Consider the following 22,351-nt stretch of genomic DNA (forward strand, 5'->3'; position numbering starts at 1 on the left):
TTTGTCTATCAAACTATTATCGAACTGTTTTAAGAGCGCCGCTCCAAGATACAACTTCATCAAGCATGGCGTTGACGTTTGTAAGGTGAAGCTCATGTGGCTTGAACTCTGATCCGTTTTCAAAATCAGTGAACAGGGACAGAGTTGGATGCGTGCGAACGTCGGCAATTTTCAGCTCGCCGCAAATGCCGCGCAAATGCTCGGCAGCACGCGCACCGCCGGTTGAACCGTAGCTCACGATGCCTGCCGCTTTATTGTTCCATGCTTCACGCGCGAAATCGAGGGCATTTTTTAATGCGCCGGTAATGCTGTGGTTGTATTCTTGAACGACGAACACGAATCCATCTAGGTTAGCAAGCTTTTCGTTCCAAGCCGCGATTCCTGGCTCTGTTCCGTCAGTTGTTCCAAGGAACGGCAGGTTGAAGTCCGCGATATCCACGATTTCATAGTTCGCGTCGCCGCGCTTGTCAGCGATTGACTTTACCCATTCGCCTACCTGTGGGCTTACTCGGCCTTGACGTGTACTTCCCAAAATAATACCAATGTTTAATTTTTCAGTTGTCATTGCAACTTCCTCCTTTGATGTACCAAACAATTTAGTGAAAAAACCCATTTTCTGCACCGCCTTAATGATGTCAAGTAGTAATTCCTAGTTGCTTTCCTTAGCCGTTTCCCTCCGGACAATCGGAGCGACCTGCGTAGCTAACAGCTCGATACCCTCCGCGACCTTTTTGAACGGCAAACCGCCGATATCGATCTGAGCTAAAAAGCGGGTATGTCCAAACAATTCGTACTGATAAAGAATCTTTTCGACAATTTGCTGGGGACTGCCCACGAACAAAGCCGTATCAGGGCCAGCCATTCGGTCGAAGTCCGATCTTCCAATGGTTCCGCCCATGCCGCGCTGGCGATTTACATAAGACCAGTAATTGGAGTAATAAGGAAAATATTCATCCATTGCTTGCTGGGTCGTTTTCGCAATGTACCCATGGCCGGTGATTCCAACGTTCAGGTGATCGGCAGGGTGCCCGTATTCGATTCCGGTTTTGCGGTATAGGTCTACCAGCGGTTGGAACCGTTCAGGCTTTCCTCCAAGGATTGCTATCGCCATGCCCACTCCCAGCCTGCCGGCGCGTGCTGCGCTTTCAGGCGAGCCGCCTACGCCAACCCAGATAGGAATTTCCTTTTGGACCGGTCGGGGAGCAATTTCCGCATTCCGCAATGGAGCGCGAAATTGGCCATTCCACGTAATACGTTCGTTCTTATTAAGCTTTAAGAACAGCTCCATATGTTCTGTGAACAAGGCATCATAATCATCTGTGTTAAACCCGAACAGAGGGAAGGACTCGATAAACGCTCCCCGGCCAGCAATGATTTCGGCGCGGCCATTGGAAACAAGGTCGAGTGTTGCGAAATCCTCGAATAAACGGACCGGGTCGACCGTGCTCAAAACGGTCGTCGCGCTCGTCAGCTTGATTCGGCTCGTGACCTGGGCAATCGCAGCTAGCACAACCGGAATGGAAGAAACAGCATAGTCAAGGCGGTGATGCTCACCAACCCCGAATAGATCAAGACCCGCTTCCTCCGCTAGTTTCGCGGCTTCGATAATGTCCTTAATTCTTTGATGGGCGCTTATGGTTGAACCGCTAAAAGGCTCGGGGCCGATGTCTCCCAAAGTATAAAGGCCAATTTCCATCATTGCTGTTTCCTTCTTCCATTTGAACTGTTTCTGTATTAAACCACCAGGATAATCCGGTTTCCGGACGGATCCTCGGTCGCGTATGTTCCATTTTCTTCAGTGACATCCGCGCCAATTGCCTTCAAATTCCCCACAACGGCTGTCCTTGACTCCTCGGTAGGAAGAACCAGCGTATAGGACTTGAGCCCAGGGCTGTTTCTATCAGGCCTTGGAGCCCCTACGCCATTCCACGTATTCAATCCAATATGGTGATGGTATTTCGCTGTGGAAATAAAGAGCGCCTGGCTTCCGAAACGGTTCACAACCTCAAACCCAAGTCCCTTTGTATAAAATTCCTCCACTTTACGCAGCTCGGCTACATGCAAATGGATATGGCCCATCACAGTTTCGGCAGGGAGTCCTTCCCACGGTGCAACTCCACCAGATAGGAGGTCTGCGAAGTCCAGTGGGTCAACAGTCATTGCAACTTCAGCGCCGGACCAGGTCCATTCGGAAGGGTCGCGGTCGATATAGATCTCGATACCGTTTCCATCCGGATCCGATAAATAAAGGGCTTCGCTGACTAGATGATCGGATGAGCCAATCCGCTGGCCGATTTTCATAAAATGGCCAACGATGCTTGCCAGGTCGGAGCGATTTGGCAGCAACAGGGCAAAGTGGTAAAGCCCGGTCGTGCGAGGCTGCTTCGGTCCGGCAGCTTCCGGCTGCTCTATCGTTAATAGAACTGTCTTTCCATCAGCAGTCAGGCTCGCTTTTCGTTCAGACTGATTCAAAACGGTAAAGCCAATCACTTCTTTATAAAAAGAAATGGACCGTTCCAAATCCTGTACTTTCAAATTTACCTGCCCAACAAATGTTGCTGGTTCACGGTGAAAATTCATGTTTGACACCTCCTTGTTTGTTTTGTTAGTTGGTTACTTTATGTAAGCTATTATATTTTTAAAATTTAATTACGTCAAGTGTGTTTAATTGTAAAAAGTAATTTAATTTTTTTTTAAAACGGGTATAATGGAGAATAAAGGAGCTGATCAAGTTGGATAAATCTATTTGCCCCAAATTCGAAAAAGCAATGGGCCTGCTGAGCCAGCGATGGACAGGATTGATCATTTACCAGCTCCTGTCGGGGCCGCAGCGCTTTTGTACCATAGAATCTTCCATCGGCGTCAGCGGGAGAGTGCTCTCCGAAAGGCTGAAGGATTTGGAGAATGAAGGAATCGTCAACCGCCAGGTCTATCCAGAAACCCCTGTCCGCATCGAATACTCGCTGACCGACAAGGGCAAGGCGTTGGAACCTTTGATGAAAGACATCGAACACTGGTCTGAAAACTGGTTGAGAACAGAATAACCACACAATTAATTTAAAAGGATACAAACTGGGGCGGCAGCTTGCCACAGTTTGTATCCTATTTATTTTTTTTAGTATGCCCCTGAATGAGAATTTTTTTCCGTATACTGCCTAAACTTTGTCGCTCAACCAGATTTAAGTGACATCCTTTCCGGAATTTGCCCGAACAAGGTAACTCAACGGGATTTTAGTGACACCTTTTTAGGATTTGGCCGAATCTTTGTCGCTCAAACGGATTTGCTTGACACCTTTTCCGAATTTGCCCCAAACTTTGTCACTCAAAAGTACTTCAATACAAATCATCCTTGGCAATAAAAAAGTACATCCGCGGGAATGTACTTGGGAAAAATTATATTTTTGCTTGAAGGTAATTAATGGCATTATGTAGGCTTGCAAATGTGGCAACATTGGTTGATTTAATACCGAGACTAATCATCGTCTAGGCGATTTCGGGGCGGGCGCCCGTTAAAATGGACTGGATGCCGATTAACTCCGGCGCATCTACCACATTAAAGATGTGGTTCGCCACCATTGTATCAATAATCGGGACGCCCGATAAATCAAAGATAACATAGCTAAGCCCCAGCTCCGACCCCTGATTCAGAGCTTTTTCCATCGGTTCCTGCGACCGTTTCGTTTGAACCTCCCTCGACTAAAGCCGAAGGATTCTATTTCCCTAGTGGGAACAAAATCCTTACTGACCTAAAGCAAGTCGCTGGATTCCTGCTTCATCGGGAACTGCGTTCATTTGGTGAACGTCTTACATTCCCTCCATTGTCCTTCGGATGAAGGACAAACAACACCTGTAGTGTTGACAGGCACACCCCGTTGTTCCAACGGTAAAAGGTTATTCTTTTGCTATGCTGAAAGAGGAAGGGAATGCAGGATTCTCATTCCTTCTTCTTTGATATTTTTGGATGCGTTGATGTCACGGTCATGTTTTGTCCCACAGGACGGGCATATCCACTCTCTGTCTGAAAGGGACAGCATGATGTTTTTCGTATGGCAGCCGTTGCACAATTTCGATGATGCAAAAAATCGGTTGACGAACACCACGGTTTTGTTTGCCCATGATGCTTTGTAGGTGATGAAGGTTTTAAATAGGCCCCACCCTGCATCAGCGATGCTGCGTGCCAACTTTTTGTTACGAATCATGCCCTTTACATGAAGATCCTCTAAGATTATGACTTGGTTTTCGTCCACAACCTTACGGGATTCTATATGCAAAAAGTCTTTTCGTTGGTTGGCAATATGAAGGTGGAGTTTACTAATCTTTTTCTGCAATTTCTTGTAGTTGTGGCTTCCGATGCTTTTGTTTTTTAATTGGCGTTGAAGCAACGCTAACTTATGAAGGCTTTTTTTGAGGTAGTGGGGGTTCTCCACTTTCTTTCCGTTTGAGTCAATATAGAAATGTGTCAATCCTAAATCCAAGCCAATGAAGGATTCATCAGGAATCTTCGATGCATCGACAGGCTCTTTTAAATGGGTGACTTCTTCCATTTTAAATGATACATCATATTGACCACTGCTATGGTAGGTAACGGTTGCCGATTTAATCGCTCCTTTTAGTCCGGTTTCTTTAAGCATCATTCGATGGTTTTTAGATAAACGTACTTTTATTTCCCCTAATTTAGGAAGTTGAATGGTTTGCTTTTCTATATTTAATTTAATGTTTCCGTTGGTTTCTTTCGTAGAATAAGACTGTTTCGATTTATGTTTCCTTTTAAACTTTGGAAACTTGTTTTGACCGCTGAAGAAGCGTTCAAACGCATCATCCACGTGCTCCATGGCAGTTTCCAAAGCAAACTTATCCGAAGCCTTCAACCACGAATAGTAGGGATGGTCTTTTAAGCGATTGAATGCTTTTTTAAATTCTCCGTAAGTTAAGGTATCGCCTGTTAATTGATAGACTTCCTTTTTCTTGGAAAGATAAAAATTATAGGTGAAACGGGCATTCCCGATGGTTTGATGAATTTGTTTTTCTTGTATTGGATTTGGCTCCATGCGTAGTTTAAGTCCATAATGACGTAATTGTTTGCCATCAGGAGCCAATTCTTCATTTCGTTGTTTCGTTGTTTTTCGTGCCATTCGTTTCACTTCCTAGGAAGTTTTTCCACCTTCACTATTATAACACAAAAATCGAACATATGTACTAAAATGTGTAGAACATAGCTTAAAAACCACCGCCCTAAATCAATACTAATGTAACCAGTGTGCGGGCGGTTTTAAATCAAAAATATACGTTTCTTTTAATACACAAAGTTATCACATTTCATGAAAATTTGGTAAAATTTGCTTTTACCAAAAAATTGAAGGTATCCCTATAATAGATAATGAATATAATAGTGAAGTGCGTTTTTTTGAAGTGGCAATCAAATTTCCGGGTTGGGGGAAGTTGTTTTATGCGGACAAAGAGAGTAACAGTCTTGTTGATCAGCAGTTTAATAGGCTTAGGCGGGTGTTCGGTGCAGGAGGCTATTGTTAAAAAGTCGGAGCCAGGTAAGGTTATAGTCACCGATTCGCCGGAAACGCCAAAAGCTGAAGAGCCTGTGAGAAAACCTGCGGAAAAGCCTGTCGCCGCGGTCGTTTATATAAAGGATCCAACAGTAAGCAATGCCATCTATGCTTTTATTCCAAAGGATTTGGGGTATGGTACGGATAACGAGCAATATAAAAAGGAAATTGAGAAATGGGCGCGTGAACTCGCGGCCGGGAAGGATGGCCAGCCTGGGTATGACCGGCGCGGCTCACTGGATAGGATAGGCGCAAACGGGAACATCATTAAAGGGGAACCGCGGGTCATTCTTGAAGAGGCCGAACTCGTGGAAAAGGTTTTGCAAGTTTCCGACAAGGGCGGGGATGTTGTGCTGCCTGTCTATACAACGGAAAATACTTATGACCCCGCGGATGCTGTGCATTTATCCGAGGAACTTTTAGCTTCGTATACGACCAAATTTGATAGTAAAGTAGCCGGCCGGGCGAAAAATATAGAATTGTCAGCCATGGCGATTAACAACGTCATTGTCGGGGAAGAAGACATTTTTTCGTTTAACACGATGGTCGGCCCGAGTGACGAGGCGCATGGTTACCAACCCGCCAAGGAAATCGTCAATAAAAAGCTCGTCATGGGTATCGGCGGGGGCATTTGCCAAACATCCTCGACTCTCTTCAACGCTGTCGACCAACTTGGAGTCGAGTACGTGGAGAAGCACAACCATTCATTAAGCGTTGGATATGTCCCGGCCGGAAGGGATGCGACTGTCTCATACGGGGGACCTGACTTCCGTTTTAAAAACACAAGCGGCGCCCCGTTCCTCATCAAGGCCATTTACGGAAAAGGCGTGCTGACGGTCGAAATCCGGACCGCCGGCAAATTCAAGGGAACAATTAAAAAAAGAGTGTAGTCTTATGAAAAATCCGCTTTCCTTCTCGGGAAGCGGATTTCCTGTACGATTTTTAAAAAAAGATCCAGTGGGCTACCGGCAAGTATTCACCCGCCGCAAATCGTATAAATCATTAACCCCGAAACGATCGAATTTCTCGGTAAGTTCGTCGATGCCATGATCCATCTTAAATTGCATCTCCTCAAGATAGAGAGGAAACACATTGTAAACGTTTATCAGTTTGTCATCCCTAACTTTCAGCCGGAAAAATTCACTGTCCACAATCGTTGGCGGTATCAGCAGGGAAGCGCAGAGCTTCGTGCCCTCGATAAACGGCTCGATTGGGTTGCCGTTTTGCAAAGTATGGCCATAAGCAAGCCATGTCTTGTACTCATGAGGAAAGCGGGCCAGGAACTTCAAATTCCTGATTGGCCAATAATTCCGTTCATTTTTGAATCCCTCTTCTGTAATATCGAACTCCTCCGGCAAAAAGCAAACAAGCTCCGCATATTTCCAGGCCTCCGCTCCTTCCGGGACAGTCATCGGGAGGTCGCTCATTCCATGTGTGATCATCGTATGGAAGGGCCGTTCTTTTGTAGGGGCCACATGGTACACATCTACATGGACGATATTCGAAACTATCTCATGAAACACCTTATTGATTTTCCCGACATATTTTTCAATATGCTCCTCAAACATCTCCTTCGCCTCAGCGTCAAAATCCCTTACTCCTTCGAACTTCGTCTTTACTGAATCGTACTGGTACACTGGCGCCCCCGACTTCGAAACCTTTTGCTTCCTCTTAAACCACACTCACATTGCCTCCTTAAATGCAATTAACATTATTTGTATATAAGATAATTCTCCGGCCTTTTCCTAAATCCTGCAAAAGTAGGCGAGTATGAAAGGGTTATTTTTAATTTTTAATGCCATTTAACTGAACAAATGAAATTTTCATATAATTCTTGCTTTTTCAAAACCAGTTGATTATAATTCTCTTTAATTCCTAAAAACGTACCAAAAAAAGGAGTTAAGTACTCAATCTGATATTCCGAGAAAAATTAAATACTGAATTTGGAGATAAAAATAGGAAAAAAGTATGGAAGCTGAAATGAGGAGTAGGTATGAAGTATCAGGTTGATGAGCTGGATAGGGGCATCATCAAGCAATTGGCCAGAGATGGGCGGATGTCGTTCACGGAAATCGCGGCGGCTCTGAATGTGACCGAAAAGACTGTACGCCTGCGGTATAAAAATCTCTTGGATAACGGGATTATGGGCGTTTTCGGGGTCGTCAACCCAGTTGCGATCGGCGTGAAGGCCGGAGCAATCATCCAATTAAAAGTAATGCCTCAACGAGTGAAAGAGGCAGTGGAGGAACTCAAGAAGTTTCGGGAAATCCGTTACATAACCATGACTTCCGGACCATACTCGCTTTTGGTGCAAATCGCGGTCCCGACACAGGATGACATAACGGAGACCCTATTAAAAATAAACCAACTGACATGCATTACCGAGATGAATTCGATCATTCAGCTCGAAGTTTACAAGAATTCATACGAATACTATTAGGGGGCAAAGGCGTTGATAGAACAGTTAAAAACTTTGACAAGCTTGTCGGGGCCATGCGGATATGAGCATTCAGTATCCTATTTTTTAAAAGAGTACCTAAGCGGCAGAGTTGATGATGTTCAAATTGATCCAATCGGAAACGTAATTGCCAGGAAAAAAGGCACCGGCCCCGGGCCCACGGTAATATTGACCGCCCACATTGATGAAATCGGCTTTATCGTCAAAAAAATCGAACAGAACGGATTATTGCGATTCGAGAAGCTCGGCGGAAATGATGACCGAATCCTGTTGGCCCAGCCAGTAACTGTAATGGGGAATGAGGGATTGCTCTCCGGAGTCATTGGGACGATGTCGGCGCATTACGTGAAGTTCGATGATCCCTCAAAAGTGAGAAGGCACAGCCAGCTATACATAGATATCGGTGCTTCTTCAAAAGAGGAAGCGGAGCAAATGGGCGTTGAAGTCGGAACGCCAATTACCTGGGGTACGGACTTTGTCGTTTTCGGGCCGAAGCAAGCGCCGAAAATTCGCGCCAAATCCCTTGACGACCGGGCTGGATGCGCGGTCCTCCTGCAGGCGCTTGAGGAAGTCCGGCAAGAGGAGTTTGCGGGCGAGCTGATTTTCCTTTTTGCCGTCCAGGAAGAAGTTGGCTTAAGAGGGGCAAAAACAGCATCGGAACATCTCCGCGCCGATGCGGCGATCGCCGTCGATACAACCGCGGTCAGCGATACGCCGGAAGAAACGATGGACCAGAGTCTCGGACTCGGCCGGGGGACCGGAATCAAAGTGATGGACTTCAGCCTCATCGTCCATAAGACGATGAAAGATACACTTGTAAAACTGGCGAAAGAACAGGGCATCCCTTACCAGCTTGAAGTGTTCCCGGGAATCGGAACCGATGGCGGCGCCGTCAACTATGCCAACAAGGGAATTCCGACCGGCGTCCTTTCCATCCCGTCACGATACGCACACTCGCCGGTAGAAGTGATAGATCTGAAAGACCTCGAAGCCACAAAGGATTTGTTAAAAGCATTCATCCTCAACCTCAAGGAAAATCAGAGATTTGAATTTTAGTAGTAAAGGAGAACGGCGCAAGCCCTCTCTTTATCATAAAAAATCAAAATTTCGAATTATGGGGGAAAAACTATGAAAATCTTTATCTCTGCAGACATGGAAGGCATTTCCGGGGTCGCGACAAACCAGCAGCTAAAAACGCCATCGGAATACCAGCGCTTCCGCAAACTGATGACAGCCGATGTAAATGCCGCGATCGAAGGGGCGTTCAACGGGGGAGCGACCGAAGTCGTTGTCGCGGACGGCCATGGCAACATGTCGAACATCATCATCGAAGAGCTCGACCCGAGGGCCCGCCTCGTTTCAGGAAACAACAGGGTGATGTGCCAGTTGGAGGGCCTTGATGAATCATTCGAAGGTATCATGTTCGTCGGCCACCACGGGCGGGAAGGCGGATCCGATGTTACCGTCATCAGCCATACGCTCGCCGGGATTTGCGTAGAAGAGATGAAAATAAACGGTAAAGTCGTCGGCGAAACAGAAATGAATTCCTACGTTGCGGGTGCAATGGGAGTTCCTCCATTGTTCATCAGCGGCGATGACGCCTATGTGAAGGAAGTCCAGGAAACCCTGCCTGAAGTAGAAGGAGCCGTCACCAAAAGGGCGGTTGACCGTTTCGCGGCTGAGCTTCTCCATCCGGAAGTCGCCCGCAAGGAAATCCGGGAAAAAGCCGAAGCGGCTGTTAAAAAAGCGAAACAGGCAAAGCCGCTTGTAATTGGCGAAGGCCCTGTCACATTCGACCTGAAATTCAAAGGGCCGCAGCAGGCAAAAATGACAACGACCTTGCCAACCGTCGAACTCACCGGTCCGAAGAGCATCCGCTTCACGTGTGACAACATGGTCACAGCCTACAAACACATGTGGGGATGCGTTATCATCGCCATGACAGCGACAAACGGCGTCCTTGGATCGGTGAATGCTTAGGAATTAGTGGACTAAATAGGTTGAAAAACATTATACACTTCGTTTGAATTGCGAAGTGCCTGGAGCGGAAATCAACCGAGAGGTTCTTATAGATTATGAAATCATTGAACTACCTTCTAGAAACTATGACTGAATAGGAGTTCGTTCCACCAACAAATGAATGCAGCGAGGTGAATGGAAATGTACATTGTCAAAAGGCTGTTAACGATGCTCTTGACGCTTTGGGTCATTATTACGTTAACCTTTGTCATCATGAAATTCATACCGGGAGATCCATTCGCATCGGATGCAGATGCCCTGCCGGAGGAAGTATTGCAAAACATCCGGGCGAAATACAATTTGGACAAGCCTCTGCCGGTCCAGTACGCCCTTTATATGAAAAACCTTGTGATGATGGACCTCGGCCCTTCCATAAAATCGGAGACCCGGACGGTCAACAGCATCATTGCGGACGGCATCCCTGCATCGGCAACGCTCGGGATTCAGGCACTGGTCATTGCATTGTTCTTTGGCCTGCTTCTTGGGATCATGGCGGCGCTGAACCATAATAAACCAATCGACTTCCTGGCGATGATGATCGCGATTCTCGGGATTTCGGTGCCAAGCTTTATTTTGGCGCCGCTCTTAATCAAGTATTTCGCGGTCGAATGGCGGCTTTTGCCCGTTGCTTCATGGGGAAGCTTCCAGCACAGCATCTTGCCTTCACTCGCGCTTGCGGCCTCGCCAATGGCCGTTATCGCACGCTTTATGCGGTCGAGCATGATTGACGTCATGAACCAGAATTACATCAAGACAGCCAATGCGAAAGGCCTTTCAACACCACGGCTTGTCATCAAGCACGGAATACGGAACGCAATCCTGCCCGTCATTACCTTTATCGGCCCGCTGGCTGTCGCACTCATTACCGGTACATTCGTTATCGAAAAGATTTTCGCGATTCCGGGCCTTGGAAAGTATTTCGTGGACAGCATCTTCAACCGTGATTATCCAGTCATCCTTGGGACGACTATCTTTTTCAGTACGATTCTTGTCGTCATCCTGTTCCTGATCGACATTTCTTACAGGCTGATCGACCCAAGGATCAAACTTTCGAGCGGAGGGAAGTAAAATGGAGGCGAAAAAACTGGAAGGCTCACTGTTTGTCCCTGTCTCCGCGGAAAAAAGGATCGTTGACCCAATCCAGCGGCCGTCCCTGAGTGTTTGGAAAGAAACGCTGATGAATATCATGAAAAACAAATTGGCCGTCCTCGGCATGTCGATACTGGTAATCATCTTGTTTTTTGCCATATTCGGGCCGAAAATGGTTCCCTACAGCGCTTCTGGCCAGGATTTGACAAATGGGAACTTGGCGCCCGGAAAGCACTGGTTCGGTACCGATGACCTCGGCCGGGATATGTGGGCGCGCACATGGTACGGGGCACGGGTCTCACTGACAATCGGTTTTGTGGCCGCATTAATTGACCTCGTTCTCGGAGTCACAATTGGTGGGATAGCCGGCTACATGGCCGGCCGGAGCAAGAAGGGCGATCGCGTCGATAATATCATCATGAGGATTATCGAAATACTTTATGGAATTCCTTACCTTTTGATTGTTATTTTGCTGATGGTAATCATGGAGCCTGGCGTCACATCCATAATCATCGCCCTGACCGTTACTGGCTGGGTCAGCATGGCAAGGATCACAAGGGGCCAAATACTCCAATTGAAATCACAGGAATATGTTATGGCAGCGGAAAAGCTCGGGACGTCCCATGCAAAAATTGTCCTGAGGCACCTTTTGCCAAATGCGCTTGGCATCATCATCGTCAACCTGACCTTTACAATTCCGCAGGCCATATTCGCGGAATCATTCCTCAGTTTTCTTGGGCTTGGCGTACAGGCGCCACACGCAAGCTGGGGGACGATGGCGAACGACGCGCTTGGAGTCATTTTGAGCGGTCATTGGTGGAGGCTGTTCTTCCCTGGGTTCTTAATTTCACTGACAATGTTTGCATTCAATGCATTCGGGGACGGGCTCCAGGACGCCTTGGACCCTAGAAACCGGAAATAGGAGGGAGCAATTGTGAGCCATTTACTCGAAGTAAAAAACCTCGAAGTGAATTTTAAAACTTACGGCGGCGAGGTAAAGGCAGTCCGCAATGTTTCCTTCCATATTGATAAAGGCGAAATCGTCGCCATTGTGGGGGAAAGCGGAAGCGGAAAGAGCGTCACGGTCCAGACGGTCATGGGGCTCATCCCGACACCGCCCGGGATTATCAAAAATGGGGAAGTCCTTTTTGAAGGAAAAAATCTTCTGAAGCTTTCAAAACGTGAAATGCAAAAAGTAAAAGGGTCAAAAATCAGTATGATCTTCCAGGACCCGATGACGTCGCTTAATCCAACGATGAAAATAGGCAAGCAAATTGAGGAAGGGTTGATTGTCCATCAAAAGCTCGGGAATACGGAAGCGAAGAAGCGCGCAATCGACATGATTCGCCTTGTCGGCATTCCGAACCCTGAAGAGCGATACAATCAATACCCTCACGAATTCAGTGGCGGAATGAGGCAAAGGGCGATGATTGCCATCGCGCTTGCCTGCAACCCTGAACTCCTGATTGCCGATGAGCCGACAACCGCGCTTGATGTGACCATTCAAGCCCAGGTTCTTGATTTAATGAGGGATTTAAAAGAAAAAACCGATACTGCAATCATCCTTATCACGCATGATCTTGGGGTAGTGGCGGAAACAGCGGAACGGGTTATCGTCATGTATGCCGGAATGATGGTGGAGAGCGGCACAGTCCGCGAACTTTTTGAAAATCCCCGCCATCCGTACACATGGGGGCTGATGGAATCCATACCCGACCATACAAGCGCGGAAAAAGAGCGGCTAGTTCCCATTGAAGGAACCCCCCCGGATCTTTTTTCACCTCCGGCGGGCTGCCCATTCGCCCCTAGGTGTAAATACGCGATGGAAGTCTGCCTTTCTGAAATGCCGCCGGCTTTCGAAATAGAAACCGGACATTACTCTAGGTGCTGGCTAAACGACCCAAGGGCTCCAAAGGCTGAAGACCTTGTGGCAGCAGGGAGGGAAAACTGATGGCCAAATTGCTAGTGGAGGCCGCGGAAAAACAGTCCGCCTCATCCGATACGCTTCTTAAAGTAGAGAATCTGAAGAAATATTTTACGATCAAAAACAACCAGACCGTTAAGTCGGTCGACGATATCTCGATTGAAATCAAACGCGGGGAAACCTTTGGCCTTGTCGGCGAATCAGGGAGCGGCAAGTCAACGCTAGGCAAAACGATTGTCGGCCTGCAGGATCCGACCGAAGGCAGAATGTTTTACAACGGAGCTGACCTAAGCACCCTTGGAAGAAAGGAAAAGGCGATCGCCAACCGGGAAATGCAGATTATTTTCCAAGATCCGCACGCGTCCCTGAACCCAAGGATGCGCGTTGGGGACATCATCGCTGAAGGCATCGACGCCCACGGCCTGGCAAAGGGAAAAGAAAGGCAGGAGCGCGTCTACGATTTGCTTGAAAGGGTCGGCCTCCGCCCCGAGCATGCGCGAAGATATCCGCATGAATTCAGCGGCGGGCAGCGGCAGAGGATCGGGATTGCGAGGGCGCTTGCGGTTAATCCAAAGTTCATCGTCGCTGATGAACCGATTTCCGCGCTTGATGTTTCCATTCAGGCACAGGTCATCAATCTGCTTGAAGACCTGAGGGAACAGGAAGGGCTAACCTATTTGTTCATCGCGCATGACCTTGGGATGGTCAAGCACATCAGCGACCGGATCGGCGTCATGTACTTAGGAAAGATGATGGAACTCGCAACCAGTGATGATCTTTTCGCAGAGCCTCTCCACCCGTACACAACGGCATTAATGTCCGCGATTCCAGTCGCTAAACCCGGGGCCGCGAAAAGGGAAAGAATCGTGCTTAAGGGGGATCCCCCAAGTCCGGTCAATCCGCCGAGCGGCTGCAGATTCCGTACGAGATGCCCGCATGCCATGTCCATTTGTGCCGAAGCGATCCCTGCTTTCAGGGAAGTCCAGCCGGAGCATTGGGTGGCGTGCCATCTATATAACGAAAGAAATTACACCTAAGGAGGAAGGGAAATGAAGAAATGGGTTTGGATGTTAGCTGCCCTTATGGTACTCAGCTCAGTTTTAACCGGCTGTTACGGCGGCGGAAATCAAAAATCATCGGCTACCGGGTCGAAGGATAGCACGAAAGGAATTAAGCAGGAACTTGTCCTCAATGCAATTAATGAGCCGCCTTCATTGGATCCGGCTATGGCTACGGATACAACCTCCGCATGGATTTTGGATCACACGTTTGAAGGCTTGTATGTAAAAAACAAGGATGACAAGCCGGTTCTTGGAACAGCGAAGGATGTAAAGGTTTCCGATGATGGCAAAACGTATACGTTCACAATCCGTGACGATGCCAAATGGTCCGACGGCTCACCGGTGACAGCTCATGATTTTGAGTACAGCTGGAAACGCACAATGAACCCTGATACAGGGGCGCAATTTGCATTTTATATGTATTACATCAAAGGCGCTGAAGAGTTTAACAAAGGGAAAGGAACAATTGAAGATGTCGGGGTAAAAGCAACGGATGATCATACCCTCGTCGTCGAACTGAACAATCCTCTTGGCTATTTCGAGGAACTTTTGACTTTGAGGACATTCTATCCGGTCAAAAAGGACCTAGTTGAACAGAATAAGGACTGGGCCGCCGGAGCAGACGTCTATATCAGCAACGGGCCGTTCAAAATGACGGAATGGAAGCATGACAGCCAGGTTGTCGCGGAAAAGAACGAGAACTATTATGACAGCAAAAACATCGCACTCGAAAAGATTACCTGGAAAGTCGTGAACGACGCGACAACATACTACCAGATGTACAAAACTGGGGAGCTTGACCTGATCCAGACGCTTCCGACAGATGTTGTAGAACAAGAAAAGAGCAACAAAGAGTACAAAAACGTTCCTTACTTTGGAACCTACATGTACATGTTCAACGTAACCAAAGAACCATTTACGAATGCGAAAGTACGCCGCGCGTTCGCATTGGCCATCAACCGGGAACCGATAACAAAGAATATTACAAAAGCGGGCGAAACCCCGGCATATGCATTCGTTCCTCAAGGAGTGGAAACATCCAAAGGGGATTTCCGTGAAGTTGGCGGCGACTACTTTAAAGAAGACAGTGAACAAGCGAAGAAACTTTTGCAAGAGGGAATGGCGGAAGAAGGCTGGAGTACGCTGCCTCCTGTTACAATAATTTACAACACGTCCGAAAACAATAAGAAAATCACTGAAGCGGTCCAGGAAATGTTGAAGAAAAACCTTGGTGTGGACGTCAAACTGGCGAACCAGGAATGGAAAACCTATCTTGATACAACCCATCAAGGCAACTTCCAGATGGCGCGCATGGGATGGATTGGATCACTGCTGGATCCGGTAGTAATCCTCGATTACTACCTTGGCGACAGCCCGAACAACCGCTCCCGCTGGGTAAATGAGGAATACGACAAATTGATGGCCCAGGCAAAGGCTGAACAGGATAAGGACAAGCATTTTGAACTCCTTCACCAGGCAGAGGATATCCTGATGGAAGAGCTTCCGTTCTTTCCGGTTTACCATTATACCAACACATACCTGACATCACCAAAGTTCAAAGATATTATTTATCCTTTCAACCGCTATCCAAATGTGAAGTGGGCGAAAAAGGTTTCTGAATAAGTAGGGTTTGTTTTTAAAAAAGCAGGAAAGAGTGCACTAGTCGCTTTTTCCTGCATGTTGGTTAAGGGAGGAAGTATGATGGCCAAAAAGAGTGCAGGTTTTATACTATTCATTATTATGTGGCTGATTGCGAAATTCGTCTTGTCTATGTCATGGATAGAATTTATTAATCATTCTTTTTTGGCAGGCATCAGCTTCCTCATGGCCAGCGCCATCTTTTTGATTTTAAAAACAGGATTCCTTACCTTGTTTATGGAAGGCTTCAATAAAGTGGGTTCATTCATCTCTCCAAAGTCCAGGGCAATGGAGCGGGAAGACGAGCGGGCCAAGGAGGATGAAAGCCTTGCGGAATTTAAAGGCAGCCTGCTTCGCCATCTGATCACCTACACATCTTTAATCGGCTTCAGTTCCGTCAGCGTTTCTTTGCTTGGATTGATTATTTACTATTAAAAACCGGCCCATTCAGGTGCAGTTCAGCCTGAGGAGCCGGTTTTTTTGTACTCAGATTCCATTAAGTAAAACGGTTCAGGATTAAGAAGATCAGCTTGAAAGATTGGGTACAAACTTTTTAATCGCGGCGGAAAATGGTATAACCAAATATAGAGCCCGATTAAAGGAGATTACTGAGATGCTGAAGACGAACATGGAGAAATTGTTGAAGAAAAATGAATCCTTATTTGCCGAAGAGATAAAATACGCGGAAAAACTAGGCTTGATTGAAGAAGGGGCACTAAGCGGGAGAGACCCGGCGGAACGCTTTGAGGATGCTTATATTGAACTGACTGACAAGGAAACGGAACAAATGGTTTCAAAAGGCGGAGCGGAAGTATTGCGGCAGCCAGTTTCTTATTTTAAAAAGAACATGAATCAGTTCTTGTACGTCGAATCGAAATGGTTCGAGCTGGTCGACGCAGACGCGGTCGTCCTTGAGGTGGACGATGTTTTCCGAAACTATCAGGCGTTGCTCGGATTAAAGCTGCAGAAGAAATTTGGGGAAGCCTTGAACCAGCTTTTACAGGAGAAATTCGAATTCCCGAAAAAGGACTACAGCCTCGTATTTGACGGGGGGAGGGAATCTGGAATTTCAATTTGTCGATTGAGGCATTGAAGGACTTCAACGAGGAACGTACAGTTGGAGAAACGTTAAACCTTGTGTATGGATTTCTATTTGCCCTGGCACAAGAAGTGGAACTGTAACCTTTGGATTAAGCAATGTATCTCTCATTCGGAGAGTGCATTGTTTTTTATGTGAAAAATAGGTTGACATGTTAAAGGTATAGTATTATTATCAAAAGTGATAATAATATTAAATGACTTATTTTTTGCACTAATATTATCAATTTTGATAATGAACATCAGAGGAGTGTTATTCAGAATGGATTTTGATCGTACTAAACTTATTCTTCACCCAGTCCGGATGAAGATTCTCCAGTCACTGGTGAACGGTCGGCATCGAACAGCGTTTGAACTCCTGGACCATATCAAGGATGTACCTCAGGCAACATTGTACCGCCATTTGAACAAACTGCTGGAAGCAGGATTCATTGAAGTTGTCCAGGAGAACCAGGTCAGGGGAACAGTTGAAAAAGTATATGCCCTAAAACAAACAGCCCGGATACATGTAGACAGGATAAGCAAAGAGCAGCATTTAGAGTTATTTTTCACCTTTTTGGCGCAATTAATGGGTACGTATGAGCAATATCTATCGACTGATTTCGATTTGCAAAGGGACGGCGTTACTTACCGCGTGGCCAGAATGCATCTGACCGATGAAGAATTCCTGGAACTTGCCCAAAATATCGGCCGCTTGATTAGTGAGGCGATGAAGAATGAGCCATCTTCTGAACGGACGCCGCGAAATCTTGCGACGATTGTCATTCCGGAAAAAAATTAATGTAGAAAGTTAATGGAGGGGATTGGGATGGAAAAAGAAGTTGTATTTGGAGAGAAAAATCGGATTTATGGAACATTGTCATTGCCGGCGGGTGAAGGGGTGTACCCTGCCATTCTGCTAATTGCGGGGTCAGGGCCGCTGGACCGCGATGGAAATGTAGGGAATGGGAAGCTCACGACCAACCTTTATAAGGAACTGGCCGAGTTCTTTACTGGACTTGGTTTTGTTACGCTTCGCTATGATAAGCCGGGAACAGGCAAGCGGGAAGGCAACTGGATGGCTGCAGGGATGTGGGATCTCGTGGGAGATGCCCGTACTGCGGTAGAATACCTTCAAGCCAACCCGAACGTGGATAAGGAGAGAATCATCGTAGCCGGACATAGTGAAGGAACGATTCTAGCCACTGCTTTGGGTAAATCGATGCCATTGGGGGGAGTTATCTTCCTTTCAGGCGGGGTCGACAACCTTTTTGAAGCACTGAGTAAGCAGAGGGAACTTGGAAGCAATGAATTGCTTGCAAAGCCTGTTCTTGGGAAGTTCTTTAAGCTTATAAATGTTGCACAAAAAAGCGAAAATTCGGCAGCAAAGATGATGGAAAAATTCAAACAGTCCAAGGAAGACATTGTTAAAGTCCAAATTTTCTTTAAACAGCCTGCAAAATGGTACAGAGAACATGGCGCATTTAATACGCGTGAAGCCTTAAAATCGATGAGCTGTCCCGTCCTCGCCGTAATCGGTGACAAGGATCATCTGGCAGACAAAGAAGTGCTTGCAGAGCTTCCATCCCTCGTCAAAGGGAAGTCCGAATTCGCAATCATAAAGGACATGGAACACGGCTTGCGCATTCAAACCGAGGAACTCAGTATTTTAAAATCTGGGAAGAGATTCAAAGAAATCCTAAAACGCCCTCTTCATCCAGAAGCATTGTCCAAACTCGAAGGCTGGCTGAATGAAAATTACCTGGCTAACAACCATAAAGAGCATGTGGGCTAAACCAATGTTGGCATAAATAAAGGATAGTGGAGAGATTGTGCAGCACTGCGGGAGATTTAATTCTCCCGCAGTTTTTGTGTTGATGAACAAAAAACCTGGTTTTTTCAAAAAAGGCGCAATTATCTGTAAAATTAATTTGACTTAATGTATAGTTTAGTTTACATTAAGTATATAAAACTATACTTTAAGTAAACTAAATTAGACAAGAGGTGAATACATGACGTATCAAGAGAAGAAAAGCATCGTATCATTGATTAGCACAATCTTCATTTTTGCCGCTTATTGCCTGTACATGTACCCGCGGCATCCAAGCGGGGGACTTGGCTCGACTGAAACATTCCAATATTGGGGTTCCTTCGTCCTTATTCTGACTTTGTTTTCAGTCTTCGCACAAATCATAATCAGCATTATTTTTACGATCCTATTTAGAATTACAACCAGAGAAAAGGTGCCGTCATTTGAAGATGAGTTGGATAAACTAATTGGTTTGAAGGCATTCCGGAATTCATTTTTTGTGTTTGTCAGTGGATTCCTTTTCGCAATGGGTTCTCTGGTCTTTTTTCAGCCGTCAGAAATGATGTTCATCATCCTGATAGCATCAGGTTTCCTGGCCGATATCATGGGCTCGATAACTCGGCTTTATCATTACCGGAAAGGAGTGTAACCGTGGGTAAAAATCTTGTCGGCAATCATATCCGCAAATTACGATTCAACCATGATGAAATGACTCAGCAGCAACTGGCTGACAAGGCTGGCGTAACCCGGCAGACGATCGTGGCACTCGAAAAGGGAAACTACTCCCCATCCTTGGAACTCGCTTTCCGCATCGCCCGCGCCTTTAACTTGCCGCTGGAAGAAGTATTCTTTTATGGGGAAGATCCTAATCTGTAAAACCATTTGAATAAATCGAAAGTAGGGGAGCAAATGAGTTCAGACAAGAAGGCGGCAAAAATTGTTGGATTCCTGTTCATCCTGGCAGCGGTTACGGCGGTAATCGGCCTTAAATTATATGACCCTATCCTGATAGGGCCGGATTATCTGGAGAAAGGTTCCGCGAATGGCAGCCGGGTGGTGCTGGGGGCGGTTATGGAGTTACTGCTTGTTGTTTCGGCGATTGGCACCGCAACGACGATGTTCCCGATTTTAAGGAAATATAACGAAACAATCGCGCTCTGGCATGTTTGCTTCAGGTTCCTTGAAGCGATAGTCATTACGGTTGGCGTTATCAGTGTGCTTTCCCTGTTGACCTTGAGCCGTGAATATGTAGCAGCAGGGGCTTCAGTGGATCCTGCTTCTTTTCAAGCTTCAGGTACCGTATTAAAAGCAATCCACGACTGGACGTTTATGCTCGGACCTTTGTTCATGCTTGGCATCAATACGATGATGTACAGCTATATTTTTTACAAAACAAGGCTCGTGCCAAGGTTTCTATCCACACTTGGAATTACCGGAGCCGCTTCCGTCTTCATTTGTTCCCTATTGGTCATGTTCGGCATCATCGAACAAATATCAGTTTGGGGCGGCATCTTGGCGGTGCCCGTAGCAGCCAACGAAATGATCCTCGCAGTCTGGCTCCTAACCAAAGGATTCAACCAACCCATCTGAAAAGGCGAACAGTGCCTGTCACTCCCCGAATTTTCTTGTTTCACAGAAATGTTTCACAAAAAACCGGAACACTGAAAAGCCACTTTCTGCTGAGCAAGTGGCTTTTTAAGCTGTTATACAAATTTTTGGAAAAGTTTTATTTACCTATTTTTCTCAAATTGTAAGTTTTACAAACCCTTTACTTAACCTCAACTAAATTTAACATGATCCTAAACTAAATTTAATATACCCCATCTATGATAAAGGTGGCTTTACTACTCTTTTCTTAGGGGGATGATTTGAAAATGAATCGAAATTTAAAAAAGAAACTAGCTGGTGTCTCAGTGGCCGCTGCGGTCGCCGTTTCTTCTTTAGGCTTTGCCGGGTACAACAATTTTACTGAAGCAAAAGACACGAAAAAGCAACCTACCAACGTCATTATGATGGTGATGGACGGTACAAGCGCGGGAGCTACTTCTCTCGCAAGATGGTACAAAGGCGGGAACCTGGCATTGGATGAAATCCTTATTGGGGGAGTTCGAACCCATTCTGCCGAATCCGCGATTACTGATTCTGCCCCAGCTGCAACAGCGCTGGCAACAGGAAATAAGAGCAACGATAAAATTGTTGGACTTCTCCCTCAGGTTGTGAATACTCCTGGTGTGGATTCAGTTGACCCTAAAGATGCATTAAAACCGGTTGCGAACGTTTTAGAAGGCGCGAAACTACAGGGCAAGGCAACTGGAATCATTTCTACTTCAGAAATCCAGCATGCTACGCCTGCAGGGTTTTCTTCCCATGCGGCACATCGCAGCAATTACCAGGACATTGCCGAGCAGCAAGTTTACCAGGGAATTGATGTTGTTCTTGGTGGAGGAAAAGAATCACTCGCGCCAGGCACAACAAAAAATGCGCGTGTTGATGGAGAAAATCTTTTAAACGTATTGAATCAAAATGGATATGATTTTGTAGAGACAAGGGATCAATTATTAAATTCAAAGTCTGAAAAGATTTGGGGTTCATTTGCTCCTTCCGCACTTGCATATGACTTCGATCGTAAGAAAGTAAACAATAGCGAACCATCCCTTGCTGAAATGACAAATAAAGCAATCAATACATTATCCAAGGATAAAGACGGCTTCTTCCTATTTGTAGAAGGAAGTAAAGTGGACTGGGCCGCTCACGCTAATGATACAATTGGCATGCTTAGCGATGTATTGGCTTTTGACGATGCGGTAAAAGAGGCTTTGGAATTCGCGAAAAAAGATGGAAACACTATGGTTATCGCTGTGAGTGATCACGGCAACAGCGGTATCACAATGGGTAACCAGAACACCAACTCCAACTACCCTGAGATTCCAGTTTCAACTTACATTGATCCATTGAAGAAAGCATCGATGACTGTTGAAGGGGCATTGAAGCAGCTAAAAGCCGACCGCTCCAATATGAAAGAAGTAGCTGAATTATATGGTCTGGATAACCTTTCACAAGAGGAAATTGACGCTTTAAAAGCATCAAAAACCTTGCAAGCGGATATGGTGAAAATGCTGGCTAACCGTGCGAACATTGGTTTCACGACTGGTGGCCATACCGGTGAAGATGTCTTCCTTTATGCGTACGGCCCATCAAAACCGTACGGACTGATCGACAATACCGACATCGCGAAAACAATGGCAAAATTCATGGGCTTCGACCTGAAACAAACATCCAACAAGCTCTTTGTCAATGCAAGGGAATCATTTGAAAATAAAGGCTACACTACTCGCATTGATGTAACTGATAAACATAACCCTGTATTCATTGCAGAGAAACAAACGATCAAGATTGAAATCCCTGTTAACAAAAATGTTGCCCACGTCACTCAAAACCAAAAAACGTCCACCAAGACACTTGACGGTGTAACTGTATATAACGGGAAAGACTTCTTTGTATCCCAAAGTGCATTAAATCTGTCAAAATAATAGCGTAAAAAATTGTGCTTCCCCAGATAACCCGGGGAAGCACTTTTTTATGCGAACAGTGCCTGTCCCTCCCCGAATTTTCTTGTTTCACGGAGTGTTTCACAGCGGTTTGGCGTAGGAAAATGCGAACAGTGCCTGTCCCTCCCTGTTTTTTTGTTTCACGGAGTGTTTCACAGTTAACCGGAAC

General features: G+C 46.2%; 24 protein-coding genes. 18 read left to right on the forward strand and 6 right to left on the reverse strand.

The window, feature by feature from the left end; genetic code table 11:
• Positions 1 to 16: 16 nt before the first annotated feature.
• The 3 genes from DRW41_RS00230 to DRW41_RS00240 are packed head-to-tail and all read right to left on the reverse strand — an operon-like array spanning position 17 to position 2,580.
• Entirely contained in the window at positions 17 to 613 is a 597-nt protein-coding gene (locus DRW41_RS00230) for an NADPH-dependent FMN reductase (RefSeq protein WP_115449951.1), read from the reverse strand.
• A gap of 36 nt (positions 614 to 649) precedes the next feature.
• Positions 650 to 1,696, reverse strand: a complete 1,047-nt coding sequence (locus DRW41_RS00235; RefSeq protein ID WP_115450855.1) for an LLM class flavin-dependent oxidoreductase — start codon at positions 1,694 to 1,696, stop codon at positions 650 to 652.
• A gap of 38 nt (positions 1,697 to 1,734) precedes the next feature.
• Positions 1,735 to 2,580, reverse strand: coding sequence for a VOC family protein (locus DRW41_RS00240; RefSeq protein WP_115449952.1), 846 nt, complete (start codon positions 2,578 to 2,580; stop codon positions 1,735 to 1,737).
• A gap of 152 nt (positions 2,581 to 2,732) precedes the next feature.
• Here DRW41_RS00240 and DRW41_RS00245 point away from each other — a divergent pair, with 152 nt between their 5' ends.
• Positions 2,733 to 3,044 carry a winged helix-turn-helix transcriptional regulator gene (locus DRW41_RS00245; RefSeq protein ID WP_115449953.1) on the forward strand — a complete coding sequence of 104 codons (312 nt, stop codon included), beginning with the start codon at positions 2,733 to 2,735 and terminating at the stop codon, positions 3,042 to 3,044.
• 439 nt (positions 3,045 to 3,483) lie between these two features.
• Here the strand turns inward: DRW41_RS00245 and DRW41_RS00250 are convergent, their stop codons facing one another.
• Positions 3,484 to 3,660 (reverse strand): STAS domain-containing protein, encoded by a 177-nt coding sequence (locus DRW41_RS00250; RefSeq protein ID WP_115449954.1) that lies wholly within the window; start codon positions 3,658 to 3,660, stop codon positions 3,484 to 3,486.
• 242 nt (positions 3,661 to 3,902) lie between these two features.
• Entirely contained in the window at positions 3,903 to 5,132 is a 1,230-nt protein-coding gene (locus DRW41_RS00255; RefSeq protein ID WP_115449955.1) for an RNA-guided endonuclease TnpB family protein, read from the reverse strand.
• Positions 5,133 to 5,509: 377 nt separating this feature from the next.
• Between DRW41_RS00255 and DRW41_RS00260 the strand changes: the two genes are divergently transcribed.
• Entirely contained in the window at positions 5,510 to 6,448 is a 939-nt protein-coding gene (locus tag DRW41_RS00260) for a VanW family protein (protein ID WP_342771975.1), read from the forward strand.
• A 72-nt stretch (positions 6,449 to 6,520) separates the two neighbouring features.
• Here the strand turns inward: DRW41_RS00260 and DRW41_RS00265 are convergent, their stop codons facing one another.
• Positions 6,521 to 7,240 carry a suppressor of fused domain protein gene (locus DRW41_RS00265; RefSeq protein WP_115449957.1) on the reverse strand — a complete coding sequence of 240 codons (720 nt, stop codon included), beginning with the start codon at positions 7,238 to 7,240 and terminating at the stop codon, positions 6,521 to 6,523.
• A gap of 311 nt (positions 7,241 to 7,551) precedes the next feature.
• Here DRW41_RS00265 and DRW41_RS00270 point away from each other — a divergent pair, with 311 nt between their 5' ends.
• From DRW41_RS00270 to DRW41_RS00345, 16 genes are all read left to right on the forward strand, one after another.
• Positions 7,552 to 7,998 (forward strand): Lrp/AsnC family transcriptional regulator, encoded by a 447-nt coding sequence (locus tag DRW41_RS00270; RefSeq protein WP_115449958.1) that lies wholly within the window; start codon positions 7,552 to 7,554, stop codon positions 7,996 to 7,998.
• Positions 7,999 to 8,010: 12 nt separating this feature from the next.
• A complete protein-coding gene (locus DRW41_RS00275) occupies positions 8,011 to 9,072 on the forward strand; it encodes a M42 family metallopeptidase (RefSeq protein WP_115449959.1) in 1,062 nt (353 codons plus the stop codon).
• Between the two features lie 72 nt (positions 9,073 to 9,144).
• Positions 9,145 to 9,996 carry a M55 family metallopeptidase gene (locus DRW41_RS00280; protein WP_115449960.1) on the forward strand — a complete coding sequence of 284 codons (852 nt, stop codon included), beginning with the start codon at positions 9,145 to 9,147 and terminating at the stop codon, positions 9,994 to 9,996.
• 180 nt (positions 9,997 to 10,176) lie between these two features.
• Positions 10,177 to 11,103, forward strand: coding sequence for an ABC transporter permease (locus DRW41_RS00285; protein ID WP_115450856.1), 927 nt, complete (start codon positions 10,177 to 10,179; stop codon positions 11,101 to 11,103).
• Between the two features lies 1 nt (position 11,104).
• Entirely contained in the window at positions 11,105 to 12,046 is a 942-nt protein-coding gene (locus DRW41_RS00290) for an ABC transporter permease (RefSeq protein ID WP_115449961.1), read from the forward strand.
• A gap of 12 nt (positions 12,047 to 12,058) precedes the next feature.
• Entirely contained in the window at positions 12,059 to 13,075 is a 1,017-nt protein-coding gene (locus DRW41_RS00295) for an ABC transporter ATP-binding protein (RefSeq protein ID WP_115449962.1), read from the forward strand.
• On the forward strand, positions 13,075 to 14,085 hold the full coding sequence (locus tag DRW41_RS00300) for an ABC transporter ATP-binding protein (RefSeq protein WP_115449963.1): 1,011 nt from the start codon (positions 13,075 to 13,077) through the stop codon (positions 14,083 to 14,085). Before DRW41_RS00295 ends, DRW41_RS00300 begins: the two co-directional genes overlap by 1 nt.
• Before the next feature lie 12 nt (positions 14,086 to 14,097).
• Entirely contained in the window at positions 14,098 to 15,732 is a 1,635-nt protein-coding gene (locus DRW41_RS00305; protein ID WP_115449964.1) for a peptide ABC transporter substrate-binding protein, read from the forward strand.
• A gap of 78 nt (positions 15,733 to 15,810) precedes the next feature.
• On the forward strand, positions 15,811 to 16,182 hold the full coding sequence (locus DRW41_RS00310) for a DUF3899 domain-containing protein (RefSeq protein ID WP_181884348.1): 372 nt from the start codon (positions 15,811 to 15,813) through the stop codon (positions 16,180 to 16,182).
• Positions 16,183 to 16,360: 178 nt separating this feature from the next.
• Positions 16,361 to 16,840 carry a branched-chain amino acid aminotransferase gene (locus DRW41_RS00315; protein ID WP_115449966.1) on the forward strand — a complete coding sequence of 160 codons (480 nt, stop codon included), beginning with the start codon at positions 16,361 to 16,363 and terminating at the stop codon, positions 16,838 to 16,840.
• A gap of 267 nt (positions 16,841 to 17,107) precedes the next feature.
• Positions 17,108 to 17,626, forward strand: a complete 519-nt coding sequence (locus tag DRW41_RS00320; RefSeq protein ID WP_115449967.1) for a helix-turn-helix domain-containing protein — start codon at positions 17,108 to 17,110, stop codon at positions 17,624 to 17,626.
• A gap of 27 nt (positions 17,627 to 17,653) precedes the next feature.
• Entirely contained in the window at positions 17,654 to 18,619 is a 966-nt protein-coding gene (locus DRW41_RS00325) for an alpha/beta hydrolase (protein ID WP_181884349.1), read from the forward strand.
• Between the two features lie 217 nt (positions 18,620 to 18,836).
• Positions 18,837 to 19,283: a hypothetical protein gene (locus tag DRW41_RS00330; RefSeq protein WP_115449969.1), complete on the forward strand. Its 447-nt coding sequence runs from the start codon at positions 18,837 to 18,839 to the stop codon at positions 19,281 to 19,283.
• Positions 19,284 to 19,285: 2 nt separating this feature from the next.
• Positions 19,286 to 19,510 (forward strand): helix-turn-helix transcriptional regulator, encoded by a 225-nt coding sequence (locus tag DRW41_RS00335; protein ID WP_115449970.1) that lies wholly within the window; start codon positions 19,286 to 19,288, stop codon positions 19,508 to 19,510.
• Between the two features lie 33 nt (positions 19,511 to 19,543).
• A complete protein-coding gene (locus DRW41_RS00340) occupies positions 19,544 to 20,224 on the forward strand; it encodes a DUF4386 domain-containing protein (protein ID WP_115449971.1) in 681 nt (226 codons plus the stop codon).
• A 284-nt stretch (positions 20,225 to 20,508) separates the two neighbouring features.
• The gene (locus DRW41_RS00345; RefSeq protein ID WP_115450857.1) at positions 20,509 to 22,164 is read left to right on the forward strand and encodes an alkaline phosphatase; all 1,656 of its coding nucleotides are present in this window, start codon (positions 20,509 to 20,511) and stop codon (positions 22,162 to 22,164) included.
• Positions 22,165 to 22,351: the final 187 nt, after the last annotated feature.

Origin of the sequence: Neobacillus piezotolerans (assembly GCF_003362805.1) — a bacterium.
In the GTDB taxonomy this organism is placed as follows: domain Bacteria; phylum Bacillota; class Bacilli; order Bacillales; family Cytobacillaceae; genus Bacillus_D; species Bacillus_D piezotolerans.

Bases quoted from the DNA above. Each gene is read 5' to 3' on its own strand.
- DRW41_RS00250 (WP_115449954.1), bottom strand. From the start codon at position 3,660: ATGGAAAAAGCTCTGAATCAGGGGTCGGAGCTGGGGCTTAGCTATGTT.
- DRW41_RS00310 (WP_181884348.1), top strand. From the start codon at position 15,811: ATGGCCAAAAAGAGTGCAGGTTTTATACTATTCATTATTATGTGGCTG.
- DRW41_RS00235 (WP_115450855.1), bottom strand. From the start codon at position 1,696: ATGGAAATTGGCCTTTATACTTTGGGAGACATCGGCCCCGAGCCTTTT.
- DRW41_RS00230 (WP_115449951.1), bottom strand. From the start codon at position 613: ATGGGTTTTTTCACTAAATTGTTTGGTACATCAAAGGAGGAAGTTGCA.
- DRW41_RS00285 (WP_115450856.1), top strand. From the start codon at position 10,177: ATGTACATTGTCAAAAGGCTGTTAACGATGCTCTTGACGCTTTGGGTC.
- DRW41_RS00315 (WP_115449966.1), top strand. From the start codon at position 16,361: ATGCTGAAGACGAACATGGAGAAATTGTTGAAGAAAAATGAATCCTTA.
- DRW41_RS00330 (WP_115449969.1), top strand. From the start codon at position 18,837: ATGACGTATCAAGAGAAGAAAAGCATCGTATCATTGATTAGCACAATC.
- DRW41_RS00320 (WP_115449967.1), top strand. From the start codon at position 17,108: ATGGATTTTGATCGTACTAAACTTATTCTTCACCCAGTCCGGATGAAG.
- DRW41_RS00345 (WP_115450857.1), top strand. From the start codon at position 20,509: ATGAATCGAAATTTAAAAAAGAAACTAGCTGGTGTCTCAGTGGCCGCT.
- DRW41_RS00240 (WP_115449952.1), bottom strand. From the start codon at position 2,580: ATGAATTTTCACCGTGAACCAGCAACATTTGTTGGGCAGGTAAATTTG.
- DRW41_RS00255 (WP_115449955.1), bottom strand. From the start codon at position 5,132: ATGGCACGAAAAACAACGAAACAACGAAATGAAGAATTGGCTCCTGAT.
- DRW41_RS00290 (WP_115449961.1), top strand. From the start codon at position 11,105: ATGGAGGCGAAAAAACTGGAAGGCTCACTGTTTGTCCCTGTCTCCGCG.
- DRW41_RS00270 (WP_115449958.1), top strand. From the start codon at position 7,552: ATGAAGTATCAGGTTGATGAGCTGGATAGGGGCATCATCAAGCAATTG.
- DRW41_RS00300 (WP_115449963.1), top strand. From the start codon at position 13,075: ATGGCCAAATTGCTAGTGGAGGCCGCGGAAAAACAGTCCGCCTCATCC.
- DRW41_RS00325 (WP_181884349.1), top strand. From the start codon at position 17,654: ATGGAAAAAGAAGTTGTATTTGGAGAGAAAAATCGGATTTATGGAACA.
- DRW41_RS00340 (WP_115449971.1), top strand. From the start codon at position 19,544: ATGAGTTCAGACAAGAAGGCGGCAAAAATTGTTGGATTCCTGTTCATC.
- DRW41_RS00305 (WP_115449964.1), top strand. From the start codon at position 14,098: ATGAAGAAATGGGTTTGGATGTTAGCTGCCCTTATGGTACTCAGCTCA.
- DRW41_RS00280 (WP_115449960.1), top strand. From the start codon at position 9,145: ATGAAAATCTTTATCTCTGCAGACATGGAAGGCATTTCCGGGGTCGCG.